Below are 11,366 nucleotides of genomic sequence, written 5' to 3'. Positions count from 1 at the left end.
CGGAGTGCGGGCGGGCTCAGCGCGCAAAGGCGTACGACACGAAGTCCGTCCAGGCGGAGGGGGTGACCGCGAGGAGGGGACCGTCGGTCCGCTTGGAGCCGCGGATGTGGATGGTCCCGGGGGTGGGGGCGACCTCCACGCGGGAGTCGCCCCCGCTGCCGCTGCCGTAGCTGCTCTTGAACCACATCGTGCTGCCCTCAGCAGTTGCTCGATGAAGCACGTCGACTCCCGTGGTGAGCGCCTGGGCCCGGATGATTCCGTACCGGAGCCCGAGGATACGGAGTTGCCGGGGTCCATCGACCGGCCGACCGTTGGCCACCGCGGGCGAACGCCCGACCGCTGTTCCATCGGTGAACTTCAGCACCTCGATGCTCCCGTCCACCCCGGCGTGCTCCTCACGGTCCATCGGCATCACCTGAAGGTCGACGTTCCGCGACCGCGCTGACGTCGGAAGGTGTTCAGGGTGCCGACGCGGCACCATCCGACCTCCCAAGGGGCGTCGCAGCGTCCACTCTTCGAGTACGAAACCGATCTCAGGCGCCGGATCGCGGTCGGAGACGGATGTGCGGGCCACGCGCGCTGCGATGTATCGCTCGATCTCGTCATCGGTGTACGCAGGACGCACCCGCCCGGGTGAACATCGGCAAGCGGGAGGTGAGAGCCGAGGGCGTGCGGCACGCGCTGACCCCCGGTCTGCCGGAGGAACCGCTGTGCCGTCCGGCGGCCCTCCTCGCCCACCGCCTGGCCACCGGGCCGCCCCGCTGCTCCCCTCGCCGCGCCCCGGCACCCCCGCCACCGGTCCGGCACCCCCTCCGGACCTGCGAGGGCTGCGACAGGGCCTTCCGCTCCGCGGCCCCGGGGACGTGCCGTGACTGCCGGTCCGCTCCCGTGGCGGCCTCGTCGGGGGACTTCGTCCACGGCCGGGACGTCACCCCCGCGGAGTGGACGGTCCCCACCGGTGGGGTGCCGCCCTGCGCGTAGGACCGCCGTCCTACGAGTGGCCCAGCTCCGCCGTCTCGTCGTCGCCGGTCTCCGGGACCGAGCCCGAGCCGCGGGCCGGGCGGAGGGGGAAGGGGTCGACCCGGGTCTCGTCGACGACCGGCCGGGCCGGCTGGGGCGGCTTGGGCATGACCGCCGCCTCCGAGTGACCGCCGCAGCCGTACGCCAGGGACACCACGCGGCCGTCGGCCGGGGAGAACTCGTTCGCGCACACGCCGAAGGCCTGCCCGAGGGAACCGCCCATGCGCAGCAGGAAACCGCAGCTGACGCAGGGCGCGGGAGCCGCCTGGGCCATGGGGGTCTTGGGGCCGAACGCCTCCTCCCAGCGGTCCGCGGCGATGTGCAGGCCGTAGCGGGACAGCACGCGGGCCCGGCGCATGCCCAGCTCTTCGGCCACCGCGGCGATCGAACCGCGGGTGGGGACGGCCGGCAGCTTCGCGGGAGCGGCCGGGGTGACGTCCGCGTCCTCCGCCTCCGCCAGCTCCGCCATCTCCTCCGAGACCGGGGAGCTGGGCAGCGGCTCGTCCTCGCCGAGGAAGCCGGGCTCCAGGCGCAGGTCCTCCTGGTCGGTGGGCAGCAGGTCGCCGGGGCCCATGTCGCCGGGGCGCAGCCGCTCGCTCCACGGCACCCACTCGGGGGCGAGGAGGGCGTCGGGTCCGGGGAGCAGGACCACCTCGTCCAGCGTGACGACCTTGGCGCGGGAGGCCCGGGCCACCGTCGCGGCCCAGCGCCAGCCGCGGTAGCCCGGTTCCTTGCACTCGAAGAAGTGCGTGACAACGCGGTCGCCCTCGGACACCGTGCCGACGTGCTCGCCGACCACGCCGGGCGCCGCGGCTTCCTCGGCTGCGGCGCGGGCGAGGTCCACGGCCTCGGCGCACAGGCGGTCGGGGGTGCGGCTTCGCGTTGTCGCTGCGCTCACAGGTATCGCTTCTCTCCTACGCCGTCTCAACGAGTGCGGCTGCCTCCGGCGGTGAAGCGGGCGGAGCGGACCTGGGGACCGCATCGACGTCCGCGTCCGATCGCGCTCGGGCGCACCTCTGCCATCCATTCTGCGTTATGGCTGAGACACGCACGCTACCCCGTCGCCGGTGGTCGGGGACAGTCCGCCGCCGCACGGCGGGGTTTCCCGTCCGGCCACCGGGACCCGGCGGGCGGGACGCGCCCGGCGGACGGCCCCGGCCGACGGGCGCGGCGGACGGGCGGAGGGACCCCGGGGAACCGGCCCGAGCGCGCCGTCCCGACTCGCTCGGGTTCAAACCGCACTATCGGGCGGGGTCTCGGGGCACTATGAACGACGTGGCAACCGCGGGCAGGGGAAGCGTTCGGGGTGGCGGTTCGGGCCGGGTCGGCGGTACCGTCCGCGCGGTCGGGCGTGCCCTGCACTTCCCGGTGACCGGTACCGCGCGCGGCATCCGCAGGGCCACGCACGCCCACGGGGCGGGCGAGTCGGGGCTGGGCAAGCTGATCGAACTGCACGCGGTCAACGGCGCGGGAGACGTCATGATCACCGTGGCGCTGGCGTCCACGGTGTTCTTCTCCGTGCCCACCGACGAGGCTCGCGGGCGGGTGGCCCTGTACCTCGCCATCACCATGGCGCCCTTCACCGTCCTCGCCCCCGTGATCGGGCCGCTGCTCGACCGGCTGCCGCACGGCCGCCGGGCCGCCATGGCCGGGGCCATGCTGGCGCGTGCGCTGCTCGCGCTGATCATCTCGGGGGCCGTCGCGAGCGGGAGCCTGGAGCTGTACCCGGCGGCGCTCGGGGTGCTGGTGGCGTCGAAGGCCTACGGGGTGGTCCGCAGTGCCGTCGTGCCCCGGCTGCTGCCGCCCGGGTTCTCCCTGGTGAAGGCCAACTCCCGGGTCACCCTCGCCGGGCTGCTGGCCACCGGTGTGGCCGCGCCGATCGGGGCGGCCCTGCACGCGCTCGGGGATCCCTGGCCGTTGTACGGCTCCTTCGTGATCTTCGCCGGGGGGACGTTCCTGTCGTTCTCGCTGCCGCCCAAGGTGGACTCCGCCAAGGGCGAGGACGTGGCGCTGCTCGCGGCCGACGAAGAGCACGTGCACGGGTTGCGCCGCAAGGCGCAGCAGACCAGGCGGCCGGGGCTGCGGACGGTCGGGCCCGCCGTCACGCACGCCCTGGGCGCCAACGCCGCGCTGCGCTGCCTGTCGGGTTTCCTGATCTTCTTCCTGGCGTTCCTGCTGCGCGAGCACCCGCTGACCGGGGAGAGCGCGGCCGTGTCGCTGGGCGTAGTGGGCGTGGCGGCGGGCGCCGGGAACGCGCTCGGCACGGCCGTCGGGGCGTGGCTGAAGTCGAAGGCGCCGGAGATCATCATCGTGACCGTGGTCGCGGTGGCGCTGGGCGCGGCGGTCGTGGCCGCCCTGTTGTTCGGGGCCTTCCTGGTGGCCTGCCTGGCCGCGGTCGCCGGGTTCGCGCAGGCGCTGGCCAAACTGTCCCTGGACGCGCTGATCCAGCGGGACGTGCCGGAACTGGTGCGCACCTCCGCGTTCGCGCGGTCCGAGACGCTGCTGCAGGTGGCGTGGGTGTTCGGCGGCGCCGTCGGCATCGTGATGCCGCTCAACGGCACCCTGGGGCTGGCCGTGGCGGCCTCCTTCGTGGCCGTGGGCTGGCTCGGCACGGTGCGCGGGCTGCTCGCCTCCGCCCGGCACGGCGGCAGGCCGCGGGCGCGCGTGGCGTAACGAACCGGGCACGCCGCACCCCACGTGGGCGGACGGCACGGGGTGCCCGATAGCCTTCGGCCATGACCACGCTGCAATCCGCTGTGCGACGCCGCCGCGCCGTCGCCGCCGCCGGCGCCGTTTCCGCCGGACTGCTCGTCCTGTCCGCCTGCGACAAGCCGACGCCCGTCGCGACGATCACCGTGGGCCGAAGCTCGGTCAACGCCGAGGCGCTCTGCTACAACGACGACAAGGCGCTGGGCGCCCAGTCGCTGGAGAAGTGCGCCAAGGACACCGACGACGTCAAGTCGATCACGGTGGACACCGATGAAACGGTCCGCTTCGGCGTCGACCCGAAGATCGCGGACAACGGCTGGATCATCCTGGTGAACGGCCGCCAGTTCACCGACACCTACAAGAAGACGTACACCACGATCCCGGGCAGCGCGTTCTTCAACGCGCAGTACGGCACTCAGGGCACCACCAACACGGTGTCGGTCCAGATGGGCGCCAAGCCGGCCAAGGGCCTGTGGACGTTCAAGCTGAAGAAGGCCTCCTGACCACGTCCGCCCCGCGTGTCCTCGTGGCCACCGCGGTCCCCGCCGAACGGGACGCGGTGGCACGGGCCTTCCCGGGCGCGGGCGGGGAGAGACGGCTGCCGGGGGCGGCACCGGTGCGCTCCGCCGGCGGGTACGACCTGCTGGCCGCCGGTGTCGGCCCGGCCATGGCCGCCGCCTCCACCGCCACCGCGCTCACCGCCGCCGCCCTCGCCGGCACCCCGTACGACCTGGTCGTCTCGGCCGGGATCGGCGGTGGCTTCCCGCCCGAGGCGCCGCTCGGCTCGCTCGTCGTCGCCGACGCCATCACCGCCGCCGACCTGGGCGCCGAGACCGCCGACGGCTTCCTCCCGGTCACCGAACTCGGGTTCGGGACCATCACCCACCGGCCCCCGGCCGCACTCGTGCGGGCCGTGGCCGAGACCACCGGCGCCCGCCCCGGCACCGTCCTGACCGTCTCCACCGTGACCGGCACCGCCGTCCGCGCCGCCGCACTGCGCGCCCGCCACCCCGAGGCCCTCGCCGAGGGCATGGAGGGGTTCGGGGTCGCCGAGGCCGCCGCCGCGCACGGGGTGCCCGTGCTGGAGATCCGCGCGGTGTCCAACCCGGTCGGCCCGCGCGACCGCGCCGCCTGGCGCATCGGCGACGCCCTCGCGGCGCTGACCGACGGCTTCGGGAAGCTCGCGCCCGTATTGGAGAGTTGGAGTCCTCATGAGCACCAGCACCACCGGTGAGCAGCCGTTGCGGATCGCGTACTCGCCCTGCCCCAACGACACGTTCGTCTTCGACGCCCTCGCCCACGGCCGCGTCGCCGGCGCGCCCGCGCTGGACGTGACCTTCGCGGACATCGACATCACCAACGGCATGGCCGAGCGCGGCGAGTTCGACGTGCTGAAGGTGTCGTACGCCGTCCTGCCGTACGTCCTCGGCGCCTACGCGCTGCTGCCGTGCGGCGGCGCGCTGGGGCGCGGCTGCGGGCCGCTGGTGCTCACGCGGGAGGCGGGGGCCGACCTGACGGGCGCCACGGTGGCGGTGCCCAGCGAGAGGTCGACCGCCTACCTGCTGTTCCGGCTGTGGGCGGCGGACACCCTGCCCGGCGGGGTCGGCGAGATCGTCGTCATGCCGTTCCACGAGATCATGCCGGCCGTGCGGGACGGCAAGGTGGACGCCGGACTCGTCATCCACGAGGCGCGCTTCACCTACCAGAACTACGGGCTGCACAAGCTCGCCGACATGGGCGAGCACTGGGAGCGCACCACCGGGCTGCCGATCCCGCTCGGCGCGATCATCGCCAGGCGGTCGCTGGGCGCCGACGCGCTGCGCCGGCTCGCGGACGGTGTGCGCGCCTCCGTCCGGGCCGCCTGGGACGACCCGGAGGCCTCCCGGCCGTACGTCATGGAGCACGCCCAGGAGATGGACCCGGCCGTCGCCGACCAGCACATCGGCCTGTACGTCAACGAGTTCACCGCCGACCTCGGCGAGGACGGCTACGCGGCGGTCCGCGGCCTGCTCACCCGGGCCGCGGCCGAGGGGCTGGTGCCGCCCCTCGGCGCGGGCGCGCTGGACTTCCCCTGAGGTCAGACGTCCAACTGGTCGGCGACCGCGCGCAGCAGCCCGGCGATCTTCTTGCCCGAGGCCTTCTCCGGGTAGCGGCCCTTCTCCAGCATCGGCGTGATGTTCTCGAGGAGGGTCGTCAGGTCCTGGACGATCGAGGCCAGCTCGTCCGGCTTCCTGCGGGTGGCCGCCGCGACCGACGGCGTCGGGTCGAGCACGGTCACCGACAGCGCCTGGTCACCGCGCTGACCGGCGACGACGCCGAACTCCACGCGCTGTCCCGGTTTGAGCACATCGACTCCGGCGGGGAGAACCGAGGAGTGCACGAAGACGTCACCGCCGTCGTCGCGGGAGAGGAAGCCGAAGCCCTTCTCGCTGTTGAACCACTTGACCTTGCCGGTAGGCACGTCTGTCCTCGTCCTCGTACTCGTCGGAAAACCGCTTCGGAAACGGCTCTGGATAGCACTGGAGCGGGCCGTCCTCGACCCGCCGCTCCCCAGGCTAGTGGTCTGCGGGCGGGTGACAAGACGCCCCTCGGTCGTTCCCCCGCGCTGGGAACTACCCTGGTCCGGTGCGTGACAAAACCCAAACGAATTCCGCCGGGCCCGGCGACCGGCTGATCCGGACCGGTGCCGTGGTGTTCTTCATCGGAGCCGTGGCCACCCTCGTCACGGTGGCCCCGCTGCTCCTGGGGGCGAAGCCCTTCCCGACGTACATGTTCGGGCTGAGCATGCTCATGGCCGTCGGGTTCCTGGTCGCCGGCGCGGGCGTGCTGCGTTCGATCGCGGCCGGGCGGCGTCAGGCGCGCGGGGCCGCGCCGGGCGCGCCGCGGTAGCCGGCGAGCCAGCCCGGGAAGGCGGACAGGTCGTCCAGGACGACGTCCGCTCCCGCGGCGCGCAGTTCGCCGGCGTCGCACGGCCCGGTGGCCACGGCCACCGACAGCGCGCCCGCCGTACGGGCGCCGCGCACGTCCCCGACGTGGTCGCCGACGTACACGCCCGCGCCGTGCTCGCGCAGCGCCTCCGCCTTCTGCTCGGCCCACAGGCCGCCCACCACCACGTCGGGCTCCAGGCCGAGGTGGGCCAGGTGCAGCTTGGCGTTCGGCTCGTACTTCGCCGTGACCACCATCGTCCGCCCGCCGGCCGCCCGCACCGCCTCCAGCGACTCCCGCGCCCCGGCCATGGCGGGCGTCGCGGCCACCGCGTACGACGGGTACATCTCCCGGTACAGGTCCGCCACCGCGGGCACCCGCTCGGCGGGGAACCAGTTGACCAGCTCGTCCGCGAGGGGCGGGCCGAGCCGGGTCACCGCGAGGTCGGCGTCGATGTACGTCCCCGTCCGCTCCGCCAGCGCCAGGTAGCAGGCACGGATGCCCGGGCGGGAGTCGATGAGGGTCATGTCGAGGTCGAAGCCGACGGTGAGCACGGGACTTCCGGCGGGCGCGGGGTGCGGGGTCATGCGGTCATTGTGCCGGGTGACCGGACGGCTCCCGGGCGGGCCGCCCGGAACGGCGGGGCCCCCGGGGCGGGCCCCCGCGCCGGGGCCGGGAGCACCGGTGCGAGGGGACCGCGGGCTAACGCCCGCGCTGGGAGCGCCACACCAGGTAGAGCGCCGAGGCCACGGCCGCGCCCCGGACCACCCAGGGCCAGGTCCCGGCGACGGCGTCGTCCATGTGGCCCTGGGCGACGGGGGTGCCCCAGCGGCCGTCCTGCCGTCCCCACAGCCAGGTCACGCCGGCCGCGAGCGCGAGACCGGGTACGCCGAGCACCGCCCACTTGGTCTCCGCGGGGGTCAGGCGCCGGGAACCGTAGGCGACGGCCCAGCCCAGGAGCAGCGCGAACCAGTTGCCGAGCACGGCACCCGCGACCAGCGCGGCGGCGGCCAGCAGCAACAGGGGGTTGGTCCAGCCGGCGGCGGGGAGCAGGCGGCGGGCGGTGCGGGACGCCGGGGCGGCCGGGGCGGGGGACGCCGGGGCGGGCGCCGGGGCGCGGCGGGAGAACAGGCGGCGCAGGGGGGCGGGGGGCGGCACGGCGGGGGCCGGGGCGGCGGGGGCCGGGTCCGGCTCCGGGGGTGTCTGCGGCGCGGGCTCCTCCTTCGGGGGGCGCCTGAGCATCTCGGGGACCTCCACGCCGCCCACGAAACCCGGTACGGCGTCGTCGGCCACCGCCCCGAACGGGCCGCTCTCCACCCGCCACCAGTCGGGCGGCTCGACCCCGTCCCCGAGCTCGTGCGCGGCGGCGAGGTGCGGCGGGGAGGGCTCCTCGTGCGGGGCGGACGCCTGCGGCCGCGCCGCGGGACGCGGGCGCGGCACGACCCGGCGCAGGCCCCTCGGCCGCTCCGGCGCCCGCGCCTGCGTCTCCGCGCCGGACTGCCCGTCCGCCTCCGCCTCCGCCTCCGCCTCCGCCTCCGCGCCGGGCCGGGCACCGGCCCGCGGCTCCCGCTGGACGGGCACGGAGGCGGGCGGCGGCTCGGGCGCCCGCACGGCACCCGGGACGGCACCCGCCGCCTCGACCACCTCGTCCGGCGTACCCAGCCGGTCCAGGATGCGGCGGACGGCCACGGGGCTGTCCACCGCCGCCTTCGCCCGGGCCCGGTCGATGTCGTCGCGCAACTGCGACACCAGCCGCATGCGCGCGGCCGACGGCAGCTGCCGCTGGTGCGCCACGTCCCCGACGCGGCTCAGATACTCGTAGACGACCTGGTCGCTCTCGATCCCCACGGACCCCTCCGGGGCTACGGCGATGACATCCCTGAGGAAAATACCCCCTCTTCCCCGACGGCCTCCGCCGCAGCCGCCGCGGGGCCCCATCCGCCCCGGCCGGCGCCCGCGCGGGAGGGGCGGGCCGGGACGCGCGGCCCCGCCGTCACCGGCACCCGGTACCGTGAACCGGATGAGCACCGAGGAGAAACCGGCGGCCCCCCGGTCCCTCGCGGAGGCACTCCGCGCCAGGGACGACGCCTCCCTGGCCGCACTGCTGCGCAGCCGGCCGGACCTCGTCACGCCCGTCCCCGGCGACCTCACCGAACTGGCCGCCCGGGCCGCCACCCGCGCCTCGGTGCTGCGGGCGCTGGAACGCCTCGACCGGTTCGCGCTGCAGACCGCGCAGGCGCTGGCCGTGGCCCCCGACCCGGCGCCGTACGCCGCGCTGCTCGCCCTGGTGGCGGGCGACGCCGGGGACGAGACCGTCGCCGGCGCACTGCCCCGCGCCGTCGGCACACTGCGCGAACAGGCCCTGGTGTGGGGCGGCGACGACCGGCTGCGCCTGGTGCGCACCGCGCGCGAGCTGCTCGCGCCGTCCGCGCAGCACCCCTCCCCGACGGGGCTCGGGCCGAGCGTGCAGGAGGCCGCCTCGGGCATGTCGCCGGGGCGGATCCAGGAGATCGTCACCGCCGCCGGACTGCCCTCGACCCACGACCCGGTCTCCGCCGTGGCCGCGCTGACCGGGCTGTTCGGTGCCCGCAAGAAGATGGCCGCGCTGCTCGCCGGCGCCCCGGAGGCCTCCCGCGAGGTGCTGAACCGGCTGGTGTGGGGGCCGCCGTACGGGCAGGTCACCGCCGACCCGGCCGCCCACCTGCGCTGGCTGCTCGACCGCGGCCTGCTGCTGCCGACCGCGCCCGGCACGGTCGTGCTGCCCCGCGAGGTCGCCCTGCACCTGCGCGGGGGCCGCGCGCACCGCACGCCCGAACCGCTGCCGCCCGCCGTCGAGCCGGCCGCGGTCCACGCGCCGCAGGTCGTGGACGCGACGGCGGCCGGACAGGCGTACACCGCGCTGGCCACCGTCGAGGAACTGCTGAAGGGCTGGGACGCGGGCGGGCCCCCGGTGCTGCGGGCGGGCGGGCTCAGCGTGCGGGACCTGAAGCGCACCGCCGCCGCCCTGGACGTGTCCGAACCGGTCGCCGCCTTCTGGGCCGAACTGGCCCACACGGCCGGGCTGCTCGCCTCCGACGGCGAGGCCGAGGAGCGGTACGCGGCCACTCCCGCCTACGACGAGTGGCTGGAGCGGCCCGCCGCCGAGCGCTGGTCCCACCTCGCGCGCACGTGGCTGACGGCCACCCGCACGGCGGGGCTGGTCGGCGGGCGGGACGCGAAGGACCGGACGCTGGCCGCGCTGGGCCCCGGGCTCGACCGGTCCGCCGCGCCCGAGGTGCGGCACCGGGTGCTGGCCCTGCTGGCCGGGCTGCCGACGGGCGCCGCGCCGACGGCGGAGTCGGTGCTGGCCCGGCTGCGCTGGGAGCGGCCGCTGCGGGGGCCGCAGCGGGGCGGTGACCGCGACGGCGACGAGGACCTGCGCACGCGGATCGCCCGCTGGACCCTGTCGGAGGCGGAACTGCTCGGCATCACCGGCCGGGGAGCCCTGTCGGCCCACGGCCGCGCCCTGCTGGGCGTCCCGGCCGCCGCCGCTCCCGCCGGTGCCGACTCCGGTTCCGGCTCCGCGGGTTCCGCCGGCCCCGGCTCCGCGCAGGGGTCCTCCGGTCCCGGTGACAAGCTGCCCGTGCACCATCACCGTGCGGCCCCTCCCCCCGGACCCCCCGGCCCCCTCGCCCCCGCCGAGCAGGCCGCCGCCGCCGGTGCCGCCGCCCGGCTGCTCGCACCGCTGCTGCCCGAGCCGCTGGACCACGTGCTGCTCCAGGCGGACCTGACGGCGGTGGCGCCCGGTCCGCTGGTGCGCCCGCTCGCCGCCGTGCTCGGGGTCCTCGCGGACGTCGAGTCCAAGGGCGGCGCGACCGTCTACCGCTTCACCCCGGCCTCGGTCCGCCGGGCCCTGGACGCCGGCCGGACCGCCGCCGAACTGCACGCCTTCCTCGCCACGCACTCCCGCACCCCGGTCCCGCAGCCGCTGGCCTACCTGATCGACGACGTGGCCCGCCGCCACGGCCACCTGCGGGTCGGCGCGGCCTCGGCGTACGTCCGCTGCGACGACGACGCGCTGCTCAACGAAATCCTCGCGGACAGACGGGCCGCCGCCCTGCGCCTGCGCCGCCTCGCCCCGACCGTGCTCGCGGCCCAGTCGGACCCGGGCACCCTGCTGGAGGGCCTGCGTGCGATGGGGTACGCGCCCGCCGCCGAGTCCGCCGAGGGCGAGGTGCTCATCAGCCGCGCCGACGCCCACCGCTCCCCGCCGCGCACCGCCCCCGAGCCGGTGCCGGAGGGTCCGCCGCCGCCCGACGCCACCCTCCTCACGGCGGCGGTCCGCGCGATCCGGGCGGGCGACCTGGCCGCCACCGCCCCGCGCCGACCCGCGGGCACCACGGACGGCGCGGGCACCACGGACGGTGCGGACGGCGGTGGCGCGCTGCCGCGCACCAGCTCCGCCGAGACCCTCGCCACCGTGCAGGCCGCCGTCCTGACCGGCGAGTCGCTGTGGATCGGCTACGTCAACGCCGAGGGCGCCGCCAGTCGGCGCGTCATCGCCCCGATCCGCGTCGAGGGCGGCCTCGTGACGGCGTACGACCACACCGCCGACGAGGTGCGCACCTACCCGCTGCACCGGGTGACGGGCGTCGCGGAGCTGGCCGACGACCGGTCGTGACCGCCGCGGCCGCCGGGACCGCGACGGGCGGCGGTAGGGCACACTGGACATT

General features: G+C 76.1%; 11 protein-coding genes and 2 pseudogenes. 7 read left to right on the top strand and 6 right to left on the bottom strand.

Annotated features, from left to right (window positions below):
* Window positions 1–16: 16 nt before the first annotated feature.
* Together QQY24_RS17795 and QQY24_RS17790 are read right to left on the bottom strand one after the other, a co-directional pair.
* Window positions 17–187, bottom strand: coding sequence for a DUF397 domain-containing protein (locus QQY24_RS17795; RefSeq protein WP_301976275.1), 171 nt, complete (start codon window positions 185–187; stop codon window positions 17–19).
* An 11-nt stretch (window positions 188–198) separates the two neighbouring features.
* A pseudogene (locus tag QQY24_RS17790) lies at window positions 199–622 on the bottom strand (Scr1 family TA system antitoxin-like transcriptional regulator); the annotation flags it as partial.
* Between the two features lie 23 nt (window positions 623–645).
* Between QQY24_RS17790 and QQY24_RS17785 the strand changes: the two are divergent.
* Window positions 646–981 (top strand): annotated as a pseudogene (locus QQY24_RS17785) (hypothetical protein); the annotation flags it as partial.
* A 10-nt stretch (window positions 982–991) separates the two neighbouring features.
* Here the strand turns inward: QQY24_RS17785 and QQY24_RS17780 are convergent.
* The gene (locus tag QQY24_RS17780) at window positions 992–1,918 is read right to left on the bottom strand and encodes a DUF3027 domain-containing protein (RefSeq protein WP_301973676.1); all 927 of its coding nucleotides are present in this window, start codon (window positions 1,916–1,918) and stop codon (window positions 992–994) included.
* A gap of 368 nt (window positions 1,919–2,286) precedes the next feature.
* Between QQY24_RS17780 and QQY24_RS17775 the strand changes: the two genes are divergently transcribed.
* The 4 genes from QQY24_RS17775 to QQY24_RS17760 all read left to right on the top strand — a co-directional run bounded on the left by QQY24_RS17775 (window position 2,287) and on the right by QQY24_RS17760 (window position 5,804).
* The gene (locus QQY24_RS17775; RefSeq protein ID WP_301973675.1) at window positions 2,287–3,693 is read left to right on the top strand and encodes an MFS transporter; all 1,407 of its coding nucleotides are present in this window, start codon (window positions 2,287–2,289) and stop codon (window positions 3,691–3,693) included.
* Between the two features lie 62 nt (window positions 3,694–3,755).
* Window positions 3,756–4,232, top strand: coding sequence for a DUF2771 domain-containing protein (locus QQY24_RS17770; RefSeq protein WP_301973674.1), 477 nt, complete (start codon window positions 3,756–3,758; stop codon window positions 4,230–4,232).
* Between the two features lie 23 nt (window positions 4,233–4,255).
* Window positions 4,256–4,963 (top strand): futalosine hydrolase, encoded by a 708-nt coding sequence (locus tag QQY24_RS17765; RefSeq protein WP_301973673.1) that lies wholly within the window; start codon window positions 4,256–4,258, stop codon window positions 4,961–4,963.
* Window positions 4,941–5,804, top strand: a complete 864-nt coding sequence (locus QQY24_RS17760; RefSeq protein WP_301973672.1) for a 1,4-dihydroxy-6-naphthoate synthase — start codon at window positions 4,941–4,943, stop codon at window positions 5,802–5,804. Before QQY24_RS17765 ends, QQY24_RS17760 begins: the two co-directional genes overlap by 23 nt.
* Before the next feature lie 2 nt (window positions 5,805–5,806).
* On the opposite strand, the gene QQY24_RS17755 is transcribed toward QQY24_RS17760, so the two are convergent.
* The gene (locus QQY24_RS17755; protein WP_301973671.1) at window positions 5,807–6,190 is read right to left on the bottom strand and encodes a cold-shock protein; all 384 of its coding nucleotides are present in this window, start codon (window positions 6,188–6,190) and stop codon (window positions 5,807–5,809) included.
* 164 nt (window positions 6,191–6,354) lie between these two features.
* Between QQY24_RS17755 and QQY24_RS17750 the strand changes: the two genes are divergently transcribed.
* Window positions 6,355–6,618, top strand: coding sequence for a hypothetical protein (locus QQY24_RS17750; RefSeq protein WP_301973670.1), 264 nt, complete (start codon window positions 6,355–6,357; stop codon window positions 6,616–6,618).
* On the opposite strand, the gene QQY24_RS17745 is transcribed toward QQY24_RS17750, so the two are convergent.
* Window positions 6,582–7,241 carry an HAD family hydrolase gene (locus QQY24_RS17745; RefSeq protein WP_301973669.1) on the bottom strand — a complete coding sequence of 220 codons (660 nt, stop codon included), beginning with the start codon at window positions 7,239–7,241 and terminating at the stop codon, window positions 6,582–6,584. The genes QQY24_RS17750 and QQY24_RS17745 overlap by 37 nt on opposite strands.
* A 115-nt stretch (window positions 7,242–7,356) precedes the next feature.
* Window positions 7,357–8,502: a hypothetical protein gene (locus QQY24_RS17740; protein WP_301973668.1), complete on the bottom strand. Its 1,146-nt coding sequence runs from the start codon at window positions 8,500–8,502 to the stop codon at window positions 7,357–7,359.
* Window positions 8,503–8,674: 172 nt separating this feature from the next.
* Here QQY24_RS17740 and QQY24_RS17735 point away from each other — a divergent pair, with 172 nt between their 5' ends.
* A complete protein-coding gene (locus QQY24_RS17735; protein WP_301973667.1) occupies window positions 8,675–11,314 on the top strand; it encodes a helicase-associated domain-containing protein in 2,640 nt (879 codons plus the stop codon).
* Window positions 11,315–11,366 lie beyond the last annotated feature (52 nt).

Source organism: Streptomyces sp. TG1A-8 (assembly GCF_030499535.1).
Taxonomy (GTDB): Bacteria; Actinomycetota; Actinomycetes; order Streptomycetales; family Streptomycetaceae; genus Streptomyces.
Note: the sequence above shows the minus strand (reverse complement) of the source record. Positions and strands in the feature narration are given on the sequence as shown.